This window comes from Parasphingomonas halimpatiens (assembly GCF_036663795.1).
GTDB lineage: Bacteria > Pseudomonadota > Alphaproteobacteria > Sphingomonadales > Sphingomonadaceae > Sphingomonas.
In genome coordinates this window covers 84,835-99,934 of sequence record NZ_JAXOJP010000011.1, presented here as the reverse complement: position 1 = coordinate 99,934, position 15,100 = coordinate 84,835, and the positions used below count along the sequence as shown (strand labels likewise).

The 15,100-nt window shown below is 66.9% G+C and carries 17 protein-coding genes; 6 read left to right on the top strand and 11 right to left on the bottom strand.

The window, feature by feature from the left end; genetic code table 11:
- Positions 1 to 428: 428 nt before the first annotated feature.
- From U1839_RS13360 to coxB, 10 genes are all read right to left on the bottom strand, one after another.
- Positions 429 to 1,301 (bottom strand): class I SAM-dependent methyltransferase, encoded by an 873-nt coding sequence (locus U1839_RS13360; RefSeq protein WP_332804100.1) that lies wholly within the window; start codon positions 1,299 to 1,301, stop codon positions 429 to 431.
- Positions 1,298 to 2,692 (bottom strand): threonine synthase, encoded by a 1,395-nt coding sequence (thrC, locus tag U1839_RS13355; RefSeq protein WP_332804099.1) that lies wholly within the window; start codon positions 2,690 to 2,692, stop codon positions 1,298 to 1,300. Before thrC ends, U1839_RS13360 begins: the two co-directional genes overlap by 4 nt.
- A 46-nt stretch (positions 2,693 to 2,738) precedes the next feature.
- Entirely contained in the window at positions 2,739 to 3,356 is a 618-nt protein-coding gene (locus tag U1839_RS13350) for an SURF1 family cytochrome oxidase biogenesis protein (protein ID WP_332804098.1), read from the bottom strand.
- Positions 3,353 to 3,745 carry a DUF983 domain-containing protein gene (locus U1839_RS13345; protein WP_332804097.1) on the bottom strand — a complete coding sequence of 131 codons (393 nt, stop codon included), beginning with the start codon at positions 3,743 to 3,745 and terminating at the stop codon, positions 3,353 to 3,355. Before U1839_RS13345 ends, U1839_RS13350 begins: the two co-directional genes overlap by 4 nt.
- Positions 3,742 to 4,671 (bottom strand): cytochrome c oxidase subunit 3, encoded by a 930-nt coding sequence (locus U1839_RS13340; protein WP_332804096.1) that lies wholly within the window; start codon positions 4,669 to 4,671, stop codon positions 3,742 to 3,744. Before U1839_RS13340 ends, U1839_RS13345 begins: the two co-directional genes overlap by 4 nt.
- A gap of 32 nt (positions 4,672 to 4,703) precedes the next feature.
- On the bottom strand, positions 4,704 to 5,237 hold the full coding sequence (locus tag U1839_RS13335; RefSeq protein WP_332804095.1) for a cytochrome c oxidase assembly protein: 534 nt from the start codon (positions 5,235 to 5,237) through the stop codon (positions 4,704 to 4,706).
- Positions 5,234 to 5,371: a cytochrome c oxidase system small membrane protein gene (locus U1839_RS13330; protein WP_332804094.1), complete on the bottom strand. Its 138-nt coding sequence runs from the start codon at positions 5,369 to 5,371 to the stop codon at positions 5,234 to 5,236. The genes U1839_RS13335 and U1839_RS13330 overlap by 4 nt, the downstream gene beginning before the upstream one ends.
- Positions 5,368 to 6,282, bottom strand: coding sequence for a heme o synthase (locus U1839_RS13325; RefSeq protein ID WP_332804093.1), 915 nt, complete (start codon positions 6,280 to 6,282; stop codon positions 5,368 to 5,370). Before U1839_RS13325 ends, U1839_RS13330 begins: the two co-directional genes overlap by 4 nt.
- Positions 6,283 to 6,412: 130 nt before the next feature.
- Positions 6,413 to 8,074 carry a cytochrome c oxidase subunit I gene (ctaD, locus tag U1839_RS13320; protein ID WP_332804092.1) on the bottom strand — a complete coding sequence of 554 codons (1,662 nt, stop codon included), beginning with the start codon at positions 8,072 to 8,074 and terminating at the stop codon, positions 6,413 to 6,415.
- 4 nt (positions 8,075 to 8,078) lie between these two features.
- On the bottom strand, positions 8,079 to 9,155 hold the full coding sequence (coxB, locus tag U1839_RS13315; RefSeq protein ID WP_443030616.1) for a cytochrome c oxidase subunit II: 1,077 nt from the start codon (positions 9,153 to 9,155) through the stop codon (positions 8,079 to 8,081).
- A 209-nt stretch (positions 9,156 to 9,364) separates the two neighbouring features.
- On the opposite strand from coxB, the gene pyrE reads away from it, so the two are divergent.
- The 6 genes from pyrE to maiA all read left to right on the top strand — a co-directional run bounded on the left by pyrE (position 9,365) and on the right by maiA (position 13,879).
- On the top strand, positions 9,365 to 9,946 hold the full coding sequence (pyrE, locus tag U1839_RS13310; protein ID WP_332804091.1) for an orotate phosphoribosyltransferase: 582 nt from the start codon (positions 9,365 to 9,367) through the stop codon (positions 9,944 to 9,946).
- Positions 9,943 to 10,671, top strand: a complete 729-nt coding sequence (locus U1839_RS13305) for a pyridoxine 5'-phosphate synthase (protein ID WP_332804090.1) — start codon at positions 9,943 to 9,945, stop codon at positions 10,669 to 10,671. The genes pyrE and U1839_RS13305 overlap by 4 nt, the downstream gene beginning before the upstream one ends.
- Positions 10,672 to 10,792: 121 nt before the next feature.
- On the top strand, positions 10,793 to 11,212 hold the full coding sequence (gene acpS, locus U1839_RS13300) for a holo-ACP synthase (RefSeq protein ID WP_332804089.1): 420 nt from the start codon (positions 10,793 to 10,795) through the stop codon (positions 11,210 to 11,212).
- The gene (lepB, locus tag U1839_RS13295; RefSeq protein WP_332804088.1) at positions 11,212 to 12,192 is read left to right on the top strand and encodes a signal peptidase I; all 981 of its coding nucleotides are present in this window, start codon (positions 11,212 to 11,214) and stop codon (positions 12,190 to 12,192) included. Before acpS ends, lepB begins: the two co-directional genes overlap by 1 nt.
- Positions 12,189 to 13,253, top strand: a complete 1,065-nt coding sequence (locus U1839_RS13290) for an AI-2E family transporter (protein ID WP_332804087.1) — start codon at positions 12,189 to 12,191, stop codon at positions 13,251 to 13,253. Before lepB ends, U1839_RS13290 begins: the two co-directional genes overlap by 4 nt.
- On the top strand, positions 13,250 to 13,879 hold the full coding sequence (maiA, locus tag U1839_RS13285) for a maleylacetoacetate isomerase (protein WP_332804086.1): 630 nt from the start codon (positions 13,250 to 13,252) through the stop codon (positions 13,877 to 13,879). The genes U1839_RS13290 and maiA overlap by 4 nt, the downstream gene beginning before the upstream one ends.
- Positions 13,880 to 13,881: 2 nt before the next feature.
- Here maiA and U1839_RS13280 read toward each other — a convergent pair whose 3' ends face one another.
- Positions 13,882 to 14,982, bottom strand: a complete 1,101-nt coding sequence (locus U1839_RS13280) for a glycosyltransferase (protein ID WP_332804085.1) — start codon at positions 14,980 to 14,982, stop codon at positions 13,882 to 13,884.
- Positions 14,983 to 15,100 lie beyond the last annotated feature (118 nt).

The window sequence follows — 15,100 nt, the reverse complement described above, 5'->3', positions numbered from 1 at the left end:
AGAAACGGCTAAAATCGCTATGCCAGGTTTCTCGACTTCGCTCGAAACGAACGGGCTGGAGTGTTTCCTGCACATGAAACCCCTCCCTGTCGTCGATTGGTCGGGCCGCTGGCGCGAAATATTTGCGGTCTCTACCCTGCTCCGGCGCAGCAAGGGAAAAATGGACGGTTTTGCGCGATTTTCTCTGGAGTTTTTCAGCACTATTTCAACGCCTTGAAGAGCGGCTCCCCTGCTCCGAAAAAGCAGGGGAGAAAGATGCGCAAGCAGGGGAGATGTGCCCGCCATGCAGCGGGCAATTTTCGTTTCGACAAACCCTGTGAAAGGGCGATGGCACGCCGGTTTGCGCCGCGCCGGATCGCTGCACCGTGAACCGATTTCACAAAGGTTGAATCGCGCCGTTTTGACCGTCGCGAACGACGGCCCCGCCGTCAGTCACGACTCCAGCGCGCCCAGATCGCGGTCGGCAGCAGCAGTCCGCGCGCTTCCTCGCGCACCGCCAGTTCGCCCGCCTCGATCGTGCCGCCGAGATCGGCGAAGGTCTGCGACAGCAGTTCGCCGATCGCCAGCGCCGACATGCGCACCGCATAGACGGTGAGGAACAGAAAGCGCGACTCGGCATCGAGCAGGCGACGGCAGTCGGCGATCAGGCCGGGCAGCCCTTCCTCGAGCCGCCACACCTCTCCCTCGGGCCCGCGGCCGAACTTGGGCGGATCGAGCAGAATACCGTCATAGCGCCGCCCGCGCCGCACCTCGCGCGCGATGAACTTGGTGGCGTCGTCGGTCATCCAGCGAACGGGCTTGTCGGCGAGGCCGGCCAGCGCGGCGTTGGCGCGCGCGGCCTCGACCGATTTCTTCGACGCATCGACATGGACCATGCGCGCGCCCTGGCTCGCCAGCGCGAGCGTGCCGACGCCGGTATAACCGAACAGGTTGAGGCATTCGGGCGCGTCCATGCCGGCGATGCGCTCACGCATCCAGCGCCATACCGGCGCCATGTCGGGGAAGAAGCCGAGATGGCGGAACGGCGTGGTCTGCGCGGTGAAGCGCACATCGTCCCACGCCATCGGCCAGCCGTCGCGCGGCACGGCCTCGTGATAATCCCAGCGCCCGCCGCCTTCCTCGTCCGATCCCGGCACGAATTCGGCATGCGCGCGCCACGCGTCGCTGACCGGCGCCCACAAGGCCTGCCCCTCGGGGCGGATGAAGCGGAATCGGCCATAGCGCTCGAGCTTGCGGCCATGACCCGAATCGATCAGCCCATAGTCCGCCCAGGGCTCGCCGATCAGCGTGTCGAGCTTCACGCCCCGGCTGTTGCCGCGATGAAGCCGGTGACCGCGTCGAAGGTCGCGGGCAGCACGTCATAGCGCTCCTGCCGTTCGAACAGATCGCCGAGCCGTGCCGGCAAGGGCGGGCGCGTGCCGGTCGCGCGCTCGACCGCGTCGCCGAACTTTGCCGGGTGCGCGGTGGCCAGCGTCACCACGGGAATATCGGAGGCGAGGCCGGCGCGGCGCGCGGCCGACAGGCCGATCGCGCTGTGCGGGTCGATCACCTCGCCGGCCCGTTCGTGCGCCCAGCGCATCGCCAGCGACATGTCGTCGAGATCGATGCGATCGCTGGCGAACAGCGGCGACAGCCCCTCGCGCTGGGCATTGGTCAGCCGCATCGCCTTCGACGACTCGAAGCCGTGCATCTGCTCCGCCAGCGCGATGCCGTCACGGCCGCCGAGATCGAACAGCAAACGCTCGAAGTTGCTCGACACCTGGATGTCCATCGACGGGGTCGGCGTGGCGACGACGGTGCCTTGCGAATAGTCGCCGGCCGAGAGCGCGCGGTGGAGGATGTCGTTGACGTTGGTCGCGACGATCAGCTTCGCCACCGGCAGGCCCATCCTGGCTGCGACATAGCCGGCGAAGACGTCGCCGAAATTGCCCGTTGGCACCGAAAAGGCGACCGGCCGCTCGGGCGCGCCGAGCCTGACCGCGGCGTAGAAATAATAGACCACCTGCGCCATCAGCCGCGCCCAGTTGATCGAATTGACCGCCGACAGCGTGAACCGGCCGGCAAAGTCGCGATCGTTGAACATCGCCTTCACCAGCGCCTGCGCGTCGTCGAAGCTGCCCTGGATCGCGATATTGTGGATATTGGGCGCGAGCACCGTCGTCATCTGGCGGCGCTGCACGTCGGACACGCGGCCTTCCGGGTGGAGCATGAACACCTCGACCCCGGCACGCCCGGCCAGCGCGTCGATTGCCGCCGAGCCGGTATCGCCCGAGGTCGCGCCGACCACGGTCAGCTGCCGGTCGGTGCCGGTGAGGAAACGCTCGAACAGCAGGCCGAGCAGTTGCAGCGCGACGTCCTTGAAGGCGAGCGTCGGCCCATGGATCAGTTCGAGCAGCCAATGCTGGTGGTCGAGCTGGACGAGCGGCGTCACGGCATCGTGCGAGAAGCGGCCATAGGCCTGGGTGCACAGGTCGCGAAGTTCCTCGCGACTCAGCGCGTCGGCGACATAGGGCGCCATGATCGCCACCGCGGTGTCGACATAGGACAGGCCGCGCAGCGCGGCGATGTCGTCGGGCGACAGCGTCGGCCATACCTCCGGCAGATACAGCCCCCCATCGCTGGCGAGACCCGCGAGCGTTACGCCCTCGAAACCGAGGACCGGCGCTTTACCCCTGGTGCTGACATACCGCATGGCGAGGGCGGTTAGCCGCGCTTGCCGCACCGCACAAGCGCGATGCCTAAACGGCGCGCCATCGGCGGCGCAGCGCGATGGCATAGATGATCGCGGCGATGGCGGCGAACAGGAACCATTGCACGGCATAAGCCAGGTGATTGTTGGGAACCGCGGAGAGATCGGCGGGTGGATTCGCGGCGAGGCCCGCCTGTGGCGGATCGGCGACCAGCATCAGCGTTCTGGGGGCATGGGTGAAGGCTGCGACGATCATCGGCGCGGTGCTGGGCGCATAGCTGATATAACCGCTGACCTTGCCGCCTTTCCAGTCCGGGCGGGCCGTGGCGGTCTGCGCGACGCCGATCTGGATCATCACCCCCGGCCCTTCGGCGCCGGTTGAACAGCTGGCAATCTGGCGCCACCCGGGCTTGCCGGCGGCATCGCGGCCGCCGCGCGATTGCCACGACACCGGCTTGAGGCAGAAGGCGCTGGCGCGGCGGAACAGCAGCGTGTCGCCGATCGGGATTGCCGGAAAGGCGATCGGCGCGAGCTGGCGGTTGGCGGTGACCTGCACGAGCAGCGCTTCCTTCTCGTCGCGGCGCTGGAGTTGCCAAATGCCAAGCGCAATCATCGTCACGATCGCCAGGCCGACGATCGCCGTCGCGAGGAGCGGGACGCGTTTCATGCTTCGCGGTCGCTGATGCGGCCCTCGCGCGCGGCATTGCGATATTCAGCGCCGATCAGCGCCGCCTTGGCGATGCGCAACGCGGCGATGGTCAGCGCAAGCGCCACCGGGATCCACACCACCATCTGCACCCATAAGGGCGGGTCGAAGGCGAGTTGCAGCCAGACCGCCAGCCCGACGATAATCGTCCCCAGGATCAGCGTGAGAAACGCCGCCGGTCCGTCGCCGACGTTGAACATGCCGAAATCGAGGCCGCAGTCGCGGCATTTCGGCGCGAAGGCGATCATGCCGGCGAACAGCGCGGGCGCGCCGCAGCGCGGGCACAATCCCCGCACCGCGGCCTGGACGGGTGGCGGCGCGCTAGCGCCACCTTCCCGCTGATCGGTCATCCGGCGTGAACCGGCGCGCCCCAGCCACCCCAGACATAGATCGCGACGAACAGGAACAGCCACACCACATCGACGAAGTGCCAGTACCAGGCTGCTGCCTCGAAGCCGAAATGCTGCTTCGGCGTGAAGTCACCGCGATAGGCGCGGATCAGGCAGACGGTAAGGAAGATCGTACCGATGATGACGTGGAAGCCATGGAAGCCCGTCGCCATGTAGAAGGACGCGCCATAGTTCAGCCCGGCAAAGGGGAAGGGCGCGCCGATATATTCATAGGCCTGGATCGAGCTGAAGGTGAGGCCGAGCAGGATGGTGAGCCACAGGCCCTTGAGCACGCCGTCATTCTCGCCGACGCCGATCAGGCCCCACAGGCCCTTCTTCTCGCCGCCACGCTCACCATGGATCAGCGCGTGATGCGCCCAGGTGACCGTCGTGCCCGAGAGCAGCAGGATCATCGTATTGAGCAGCGGGAATTCGAAGGCGTTGAGCACCTCGATGCCCTTGGGCGGCCACTGGCCGACCGCGGTTGCGGTGTCGGCGATGATGTTGACCGATTTCGACGCAGCATCCCAGGTGATGTTGGCGGGGAAGAGCGAGAAGTCGAAGAACGCCCAGAACCAGCCGACGAAGAACATCACCTCGGAGGCGATGAACAGGATCATGCCGTAGCGCAGATGGAGCTGCACGACCGGGGTGTGAAAGCCCTGATGCGCTTCGCGGATCACGTTGGTCCACCAGCTCAGCATCGTCGTCAGCACGGCGGCGACACCGACGAAGAAGATGATGCCCCCGCCATTGGGGTGGCCGACATGGCCGCCATGCATCCACATGATGCCGCCAATGGCCATCGTCAGCGCGGAGAACGCGCCGACCATCGGCCAGATATCCGGGGCGAGGATGTGATAATCGTGGTTCTTGGCGCCGGCCATCGTCATGCTTCCTGTGGTCTGTCGGTAGCGCTCTAGCTTGCGGCTTTCGCGGAATCCACCGGGTAAAATGTGTAGCTGAGGGTGATCGTCTGGATATCGTTGGCGTCGGGATCGCTGAGGATCTTGGGATCGACGAAGAAGATCACCGGCATCCGGGCCGTCTCGCCCGGCTTGAGCGTCTGCTGGGTGAAGCAGAAGCACTGGATCTTGGTGAAATATTTGCCCGCCTGCGCCGGCGTGACATTGTACGTCGCGGTGCCGGTGACGGGATGGTTCGAGGTGTTGGTGGCGGTGAAGAACGCGAGGTCGCGCCCGCCGATATCGACGGTGTCGCTGGGATTTTCGGGCGTGAACTTCCACGGCAGCTTGGGATCGACATTGGTGTCGAAATCGATCCGGATGCGGTGGTTGGTCGCGCCCGGCGCCTTGAGGCCGCGATTGGTCGTGCCGTTGAGCCCGGTTGCCTGGCAGATCAGCCGATAAAGCGGGACGCTCGCCCAGGCGAGACCGGTCATGAAGCAGATGCCGAGCACGGCGAGCATCGCGGTGCGTCCGGTGCGCGTCATGCCGCGTGGCCCGCCTTGATCTTGGCGATCGACACCGCGAACACCAGCACGACCAGCGCGCCGAGCAGCAGCGCCATCACGATGGAACGCCCGCGCTGGCGGCGGCGGATGAGGTCCTGATCGTCCGGAATCATGCCATCACCCAGCGGTCGACGACCAGCACGCCGAACAGGATGAACTGGTACAGGATCGAATATTTGAACAGCCGCTTTTCGGGCCGCATCGCATCGCTGCCCGGCGTCGCGGTGCGAAACGCCACCTGCGCCGCGAACAGCGCGAACAGCAGCGTCGAGAGCGTCGCGACCACGCCGTAGAGCGCGCCGGCCAGCCCGAGCGGCCAGGGCGCGATTGCGGCGACCGCCATGGGGATGGTGTAGAGTCCGATCTGCTGGCGCGTCACGCGCTCGCCCGCGACGACCGGGAGCATGGGGATACCCGCGGCGGCGTAATCGGTCTTCATGAACAGCGCGAGCGCCCAGAAATGCGGCGGCGTCCACAGAAAGATGATCGCGAACAGCAGCACCGGCATCAACGTGACGTTGCCCGTCGCCGCCGCCCAGCCGATCAACGGCGGAAAGGCCCCGGCGGCGCCGCCGATGACGATGTTCTGCGGCGTGCGCGGCTTGAGCCAGGCGGTATAGACCAGCACGTAGAACAGGATCGACACGGCGAGGATCACGGCCGAGACGAGGTTGACCATCAACCCCATGAAGATCACCGCGAAGCTGCCCAGCCCGACGCCGAAATGCAACGCCGCCTGGCGATCCATCCGGCCGGCCGGCAAGGGCCGGTTGCGCGTGCGCTTCATCAGCGCGTCGCTGCCGGCTTCATACCATTGGTTGAGCGCACCCGCCGCGCCGGCGGCCAGCGCGATGCACAGGATCGCGGTGAAGCCGATCACCGGATCGGCATGGCCGGGCGCGGCAAGCATGCCGCACAGCGCGGTAAAGACGACGAGCGTCATCACCCGGGGCTTGGTCAGCGCCAGGAAGTCGCGCCAGTCGGCCGGTACCATCATTGTCGTCGGAACGGTCGTCGTCGTCATTTTCTTCTTCCTCCCCTCCCGCGTGCGGGAGGGGCTGGGGGTGGGCTGCCGCTCTCAACGAACGCAGCGACCGGCGGATGCCGGGCGCCCACCCCAACCCCTCCCGCAAGCGGGAGGGGCCAAATCAAGGTCAGTCGATCCGCGGCAGCGTTTCGAACTGGTGATAAGGCGGCGGGCTCGACAGCGTCCATTCGAGCGTCGTCGCACCCTCACCCCAGGGGTTGTCGCTCGCCTTTTTGCCCGCGAACAGCGACCAGAACAGGTTGACGAAGAATACGATCATGCCGAGCGCCATGATCATGTAGCCGACGCTGGCGACCGTGTTCCAGTGCGCGAGATTGTCGGCATAGTCGGGCACGCGACGCTGCATGCCCTGCAACCCGAGGAAGTGCATCGGGAAGAACATGACGTTCACGCCGACGAAGAACACCCAGAAATGGATCTGCCCGAGCAGTTCGTTGTACATCCGACCCGACATCTTCGGGAACCAGTAGTAGAAGCCCGAGAACAGACTGAACACCGCGCCGAGCGACAGCACATAGTGGAAGTGCGCGACGACGTAATAGGTGTCCTGCATATTGTCGTCGACGCCGCCATTGGCGAGCACGACGCCGGTCACGCCACCGACGGTGAACATGAAGATGAAGCCGATCGCCCACAGCATCGGCGACTTGAAGCTCAGCGAGCCGCCCCACATCGTCGCGATCCACGAGAAGATCTTGATGCCGGTCGGCACCGCGATGACCATCGTCGCGGCGGTAAAGTACATCTTGGTGTTCACACTGAGGCCGGTGGTGAACATGTGGTGCGCCCACACGATGAACCCGACCACGCCGATTGCTACCATGGCGTAGGCCATGCCGAGATAACCGAACACCGGCTTCTTCGAGAAGGTCGAGATCACCTGGCTGACGATGCCGAAGCCCGGCAGGATCATGATGTACACTTCAGGATGGCCGAAGAACCAGAACAGATGCTGGTACAGCACCGGATCGCCGCCGCCGTTCGGATCGAAGAAGGTCGTGCCGAAATTGCGGTCGGTGAGCAGCATGGTGATCGCCGCGGCGAGCACCGGCAGCGCGAGCAGCAGCAGGAAGGCGGTGACCAGCACCGACCACACGAACAGCGGCATCTTGTGCAGCGTCATGCCCGGCGCGCGCATGTTGAAGATCGTGGTGATGAAATTGATCGCGCCGAGGATCGACGACGCGCCGGCAAGGTGCAGCGCGAGGATCGCCATGTCGGTCGACGGCCCGGGCTCACCATAGGTCGAGAGCGGCGCGTAGAGCGTCCAGCCATTGCCCGCGCCGCCGAAGAAGGGCGAGGCGAACAGCAGGATCATCGACGGGATAAGCAGCCAGAAGCTGATATTGTTCATCCGCGGAAAGGCCATGTCGGGCGCGCCGATCATGATCGGCACGAACCAGTTGCCGAAGCCGCCGATCATCGCCGGCATGACCATGAAGAACACCATGATGAGGCCGTGCGCGGTGATCAGCACGTTCCACAGGTGGAGCGAGTGATCGAGACCCTGCTCGCCGCCCGGCAGATAGCTCGCCCATTGGCCGAGATACTGGATGCCGGGATGCGCCAGTTCGAGTCGCATCAGGCCGGAGATCGCGCCGCCGACGATGCCCGCGAAGATCGCGAAGATCAGGTACAGCGTGCCGATGTCCTTGTGGTTGGTCGACATGAACCAACGCGCGAAGAAGCTCGGCTTGTGATCGGCATCGTGATGCGCGTGATCGTGATGCGCCTCGAAGGCGTGCGACGAAAGGGCGGTATCGGTCATGATCTTACTGTCCGGTGTTGCCGGCGGCGGCCGAATTGGCGGTCGCAGTCTGGTTGGTCTCGGGAGCGGCGGCGGTCGCGTTGTCGACCGGGGCGCTGGCATTGGCCGTCACGGCGGCGGGGGCTGCGCCGGGCATCGTGCCGCCCTTGGCCTTGACCCAGGCCGCGAACACTTCAGGCTTCACCGCCTCGACGGTGATCGGCATGAAGCCGTGGCGTGCGCCGCACAGTTCGGAGCAGACGCCGAAATAGACGCCTTCCTTCTCGATCGTGAAGCTGGTCTCGTTGAGGCGGCCGGGAATGGCGTCGAGCTTGACCCAGAAAGCCGGGATCGACCAGCTGTGGATCACGTCCTTGGCGGTGGTGATCAGGCGGATCGGCACGCCGACCGGCAGCACGACGCGCTGGTCGGTGGCGAGCAGGCGGGGACCGTCGGCCTCGGTGCGGGCGCGTTCGCCGGCAGCGACCTGATCATGCTCCTTGAGCATGTTCGAGGTCAGCTGGATGCCGCCATTGCCGGGATATTCGTAGCTCCAATACCATTGGTTGCCGATCGCCTTGAGCGTCACGGCATTGGCCGGCGGCGCCTTGTACTGCGCCTGCAGCAGCCCGATCGACGGCGCGGCGATGCCGGCGAGGATCAGCACCGGGATCAGCGTCCAGGCGATTTCGAGCGCGGTGTTGTGCGCGGTCTTGGTCGGGACCGGATTGGCGGCGCGGCGGAAGCGCGCCACAACGATGATCAGCAGCAGCAGCACGAACAGCGTGATGACGGTGATGACCGGGAACAGGATATAGTCATGGAACTTCAGCGCGCTTCTGCCGGTCGGCGTGAACTGCTGCTGGAGCTGGTACGAACCGTCGATCGGCTGGCCGATGCCGGCCTTCGGCAACATGGCAGGCGCACCGTCCATCGCCAGCATCGGATCGGTCGCGGCAGCCGCGGCCGGTGCGGTGGCCACAACCGGGGCCGGCGCGGCAGTGGCGGCCGGCGCCGCCGGCTGTGCCGAAGCGGCCTGGCCGATGCTCGCCACCGCCAGCCCGATGGCCAGTGCGAACGTCCTGAGTCCCGTCATACGCATGCGCTCTTACTACCTTTGCGATAGCGCCGATTGATCCGGCCCAAGGCGGGAATCCGCCTGCTTGGGGTGGGCCTATACGCGGCACATCCCCTTGTCTCAAGCGTGTCGGCGCGCTTTTTTGGCACCGCAGCATTAGGCGCCCCGTTGCGCGGGGTGTCCACCCCCCCTATCAGGCAGCCGGCCAGCACCTTGGGCAGAAGGCCGCAACGATGACCGAAGACGAAATTCTCGCCGAGTTCCGCGCCGCCGATGCGCTGCTCGAAGGGCATTTCATTCTGTCCTCGGGCCTGCGCTCGTCGCGCTACCTGCAATGCGCGCGGGTGTTGATGAACCCGGCGCGCGGCGCGCGCCTCGCCACCGCGCTCGCCGAGAGCCTGCCGCACGCGCTGCGGCGCTCGATCCAGGCGGTGGTCTCGCCGGCAATGGGCGGTGTGATCGCCGGGCACGAGATGGGGCGCGCACTCGACGTCGATGCGATGTTCCTCGAGCGGCCCGCGGGCGTGTTCGAGCTGCGCCGCGGTTTCCGCCTCGCGCCGGGCACGCATGTGCTGATGATGGAAGACGTCGTCACCACCGGCCTGTCGTCGCGCGAGGCGATCACCGCGATTCGCCATGCCGGCGGCGAGGTCGTGGCGGCGGCCGCGCTGGTCGATCGCTCGGGCGGCACCGCCGATCTCGGCGTGCCCTTCTTCCCGCTGCTGCGACTCGACGTGCCGACCTATGAAGCCGATGCGTTGCCGCCCGAGCTGGCGGCGATCCCGCCGGTGAAGCCCGGGAGCCGCGCGGCATGAGCGATTTCCTGCGGCTCGGGGTCAATATCGATCACGTCGCCACGGTGCGGAATGCGCGCGGCGCGGGTTATCCCGATCCGGTGCGCGCCGCGCTGATGGCGGCCGCGGCCGGCGCCGACGGCATCACCGCGCATCTGCGCGAGGATCGCCGCCACATCACCGACGACGATATCGCTCGATTGTCCGATCAGCTGACGATCCCGCTCAACCTGGAAATGGCCGCGACCGAGGAAATGCTGGCGATCGCGCTGCGCCATCGGCCCCACGCCGCCTGCATCGTGCCAGAGAAGCGCGAGGAGCGCACCACCGAGGGCGGGCTCGACGCGGCCGGCAAGCACAATGAACTGCAGCATCTCGTCGCTGCGCTGGGCGCGGCGAAGATCCGCGTGTCGCTGTTCATCGAGCCCGATGCGCAGCAGATCGACGCGGCGCTGCGGCTCGGCGTCCCGGTCATCGAGCTGCACACCGGCCGCTATGCCGAACTGTCGGGCGAGGCGCAGGCCGTCGAGCTGCGCCGCCTGGGCGATGCCGCCGCGCTCGCCGCCCGCAACGGCATCGAGGTCCATGCCGGCCACGGCCTGACCTATGCCAATGTCGCGCCGATCGCCGCGATCCCGCAGGTGCGCGAGCTCAATATAGGGCATTTCCTGATCGGCGAGGCGCTGTTCGTCGGCCTAAGCGAAAGCGTCCGCATGATGCGCGCGGCGATGGATGCGGCAAGATGATGTGCGTCGAAGCGCGCGGTGCCGGCCCGCTCCCCCACCCGACCTCCCATCCAGCATATTCTGTGGGAGGTCGGGTGGGGGCGCGGGCCGGCACCGCCTCCGCGCACGCGGCAAAAACGTCATGATCATCGGGCTCGGCTCCGACCTGTGCAATATCGAGCGCATCCAGGCGTCGCTGGACCGTTTCGGCACACGCTTCGAGCAACGCGTCTTCACCGAGATCGAGCGCGCCAAGGGCGATCGCCGCCCCTTCACCAAGGCTGGAACGCTGGCCAAGCGCTTCGCCGCGAAGGAAGCCTTCTCCAAGGCGGTCGGCACCGGCTTCCGCCGCGGGGTGTTCATGAAGGACATCGGTGTGGTCAACGCGCCCTCGGGTGCGCCGACGCTCGCGCTGGCCGGCGGGGCCAAGGCGAGGCTTGACGCGTTGACGCCGCGCGGCCACGTCGCACGAATCCATTTGACGCTGACCGACGATCATCCCTGGGCACAGGCGTTCGTCGTCATCGAGGCAATCGCCGCCGAGGGCGACAGGACGAGTTGATGAGCGAACAGTATGCGTTGCACAGCGAACCCGAAGCGACGAGCGCCCCCGACGCCGCCACGCCGGCGGAGGCCAAGCGCGGGACCGATTGGAAGGCCGAGCTGAAGGGCATCGCCTGGCTCGTGCTCGCGGTGCTCGGTTTTCACAGCTTCATCGCCAAGCCTTTCTACATCCCCTCGGAATCGATGCTGCCGGGGCTGCTGGTCGGCGATCAGCTGGTGGTCACCAAGTTCGCCTTTGGCTGGTCGTTCGTTTCGCCAACCATCCCCAACCCGGTCGCGATCGTGCGCGGCGCGCTGTTTCACCAGGAGGTCGAGAGCTGGGGCTTCCAGCTGCCGCATATGAGCGGCCGGCTGTTCGGAAGACTGCCGAAGCGCGGCGACGTCGTGATCGTCACCCCGCCCGGCCGCAACACCGATTACATCAAGCGCGTCATCGGCCTGCCCGGCGACCGGCTGCAGGTGATCGGCGGCGTGGTGATGCTCAACGGCGTGGCGGTCCAGCGTGGGCCGCTACATTATATCGACATCGCCAATTATGGCGGCGTACCGAACCCGGAGCCGAACGATCCGGACAAGGTCACCTGCGACCCCAAAGATTATGGCGCGGCGGCGCTGCGTACTGGCGCGGATGGCCGTCATTTCTGTCGCATCCCGATCGTCACCGAGACACTCCCCAATGGGCGCAGCTATGATACGGTGGAGCTGGGTTACAGCGGGGGCGACAATTATGGTCCCGTCACCATCCCGGCAAACAGCGTCTTCCTGATGGGCGACAATCGCGATCGCAGCGCCGACAGCCGCTTTTCGCTCGACGAACAGGGTCTGGGTGGCCCGGTGCCGTGGGAATATATCGGCGGCCGCGCCGAGTTCATCACCTTTTCCAAGAGCGGTAACGGCAGCTGGAATCCGCTGACCATCGGCGAATGGTTCCGCGGCGGCCGCGCCGGCACCTCACTGCATCCGAGCGGCGGCAAATGAGCGACGCGCGGCCCGACGAGCTGGTCGTCGAGCCAGGCCCGAACGAGCTGCGCGACCCCTTCATTCGCCAGGAGATGAAGCGCGCCACGGTGTGGTTCGGCATTGGCGGCGCGATCGCGCTGGTCGTGTTGCTGATCCAGCCGCTGCTGATCATCTTCGGCGGCGTGGTCGCCGCGGCGATGTTCGACGGCGGCGTGCGCCTGCTCGGCCGCGTGCTGCCGATCGGGCGCGGCTGGCGGCTGGCGATCGTCGTGATCGCGGCGACCGCCTTCATCCTCGGCACCTTCTATCTCACCGGCGTGCAGCTCGCCGCGCAGTTCGAACAGCTCCAGGCGACGCTGGTCACGCAGGCCGATCGCCTGAGTGCCTGGGCATCGGGCATGGGCATCCTGCCGGGCCGCGCCGACATCCAGAGCCTGCTCAAGGAAGGCCTGGGCAGCGTCGGCAAGCTGACGTCGTTCGTCGGCACCGCGATCGGCGCGCTGACCAGCTTCTTCATGGTGCTGGTGATCGGCCTGTTCGTGGCGATGGAACCGCGGCTCTACGAGCGCGGGCTGCAATGGATGATCCCGAGCGACGCGCGCAGTGAGTTCGCCATCACCATCGAGCGCATGGCGACGACGCTGCGCCGCCTGCTCGCCGGCCGCCTCGCCGGCATGGCGATCGAGGGCGTGCTGGTGTTCATCATCCTGACCGTGCTCGGCGTGCCGATGGCGCTGGTGCTCGGGCTGATCGCCGGGATCCTCGCCTTCATCCCCAATGTCGGCGCCTTCGTCACCGGCGTGCTGATGACGGCGGTCGGTTTCTCCGCCGGCATGCACACCGGCCTCGCGGCGCTGGCGACCTATTTCGTCGTGCAGACCTTCGACGGCTATGTCGTCATCCCGATGGTCGCGCGGCGCACTGTCGATCTGCCCCCGGCGCTGACGCTGTCGGCGCAGATTCTCGCCGGCACCTTGTTCGGCGTGGTCGGGCTGGCACTGGCCGATCCGATGACCGCGATGATCAAGGTCGCGCTCGAACGCAGTTCCGAACGCGACATCGAGGATCACCCGCAATGACGCTGCGGCTCTACGGCTATTGGCGGTCGTCGGCGGCCTATCGCGTGCGCATCGCGCTGGCGCTCAAGGGCGTGGCCTATGAGGCGGTCGAGGTGAATCTCGCCGCCGGCGAGCAGCGCGGCGCAGCGTTTCGTGCGCGCAATCCGCAGGGCCTGGTGCCGGCGCTGGAGGTCGACGGCATCATGATCGGCCAGAGCCTCGCGATCATCGACTATCTCGACGCGACCTGGCCCGAACCGCCGTTCGTGCCGCGCGATGCGCTCGCCCGCGCGCAGGTGCTGGCGCAGGCGCTGGTGATCGCCGCCGACATCCACCCGATCGACAATCTGCGCGTGCTCAACCGACTCGGCGAGCAATTCGGCGCCGATCAGGCGGCGAAGGACCTCTGGTACCGCCACTGGATCAGCGAGGGGTTCGACGCGCTCGAAAAGACTGCCGGCGTCGGCCCGTTTCTGGGCGGCAATGCGCCCAACCTCGCCGACATCTGCCTGATCCCGCAAATGTACAATGCGCGGCGCCTCGCACTGCCGCTCGACGCCTGGCCGCGACTCGTTGCGGCCGATGCCGCCGGACAGGCGCTTCCGGCGATCGCGGCGGTCCATCCCGATCGCGTCAAACCGGCCTGAGTTCAGGCGCGCTGCCGCGCGAAGATCAACCTGTCGAACAGGTCGAGATAGCGCGCGACCGAATCAGCGCCGCGTTCGGGCACCGGGTCGGGGCGCGGACGCCCGGGGACGAGCCAATGGTCGAGCGCCGCAACCAGCGCGGCGGGGTCACCCGCGGGCACGATGCTGCCATGACGCGGCGAGGTGACGATCTCGCGGATCGCGACGCTCGACTCGGTCGCGACGACGGGTGTGCCAAGCGCCAGCGCCTCCTGCAGCACGCCGGGCACGCCTTCGAAATCGGAGGTCAGCACCAGCGCCGCCGCGCCGGCGAGCGCAGGCTGCGGGTCGGGCGCATAACCGGGCAGATCGACGCGGCGCCGCAGACCCAGCGCATCGACCCGCGACTCCAGCCCCGGCCGCTCCCCGCCCTCACCGAGAATCAGCAGTCTGGTATCGCGCTCGGCGACCTGCGGCATGGCGTCGATCAGCCGGTCCCAGCGCTTTTGCGGCGACAGCCGCCCGACCCCGAGCAGGAAGCGCGCGCCGGGCAGCGGCGGCGGACCCGGCGGATGCGCGCCCAGCGCCCGCGTCGGCGGGTTGGCGATGACGCTGACGCTGTCGGGCGCGATATGCGTCATGCGCACCGTTTCCTCCTGCATCGCCGGCGACATCGCGACGACATGGTCGACAAAGCGTGGATGCCAACGCAGCCACGCGCGATAACCCTGCGCGACCGGAAAATGCTGGTCGTTGCGATCGAGCCGGTTGGAGACCTTGGCGACGATCGGCGGACAGGCGCGGCCCAGCCTGAGCTTCAACCATGCCGCCATCGAACTATAATAGTTGCCCGGGCAAAAGATGACGGTTGGCGCGAGCGACGCGACCATCGCCGGCAGCGCCGCCAGCAGGCCGACATATTGGCAGTCGAGTTCGATCAGCTCGACCCCGGCGGGGATTTCGGCCGACAACGGGCCCGCCGCTTCGCCGAGCACCAGCGTGACGCGGTGGCCCGCCGCGAGCCAGCCGCGCGCGAGGCGCAACATGGCACGCTCGACACCGCCGCCCTGGAGCGATTGCGCGAAGGTCAGGATATGATTCGCGGGCGGGAAGGGGCTGAGCATGATCAGGCCGTAACGCCGTATTGTCGCAAGAGTTTCTCGGCATCGCAACGAATTCGCGACGTTCCGGCAACCACCCGCTGCCGGCTTTGCCCGGACATCCCGCGCGACGGCGCCCGTT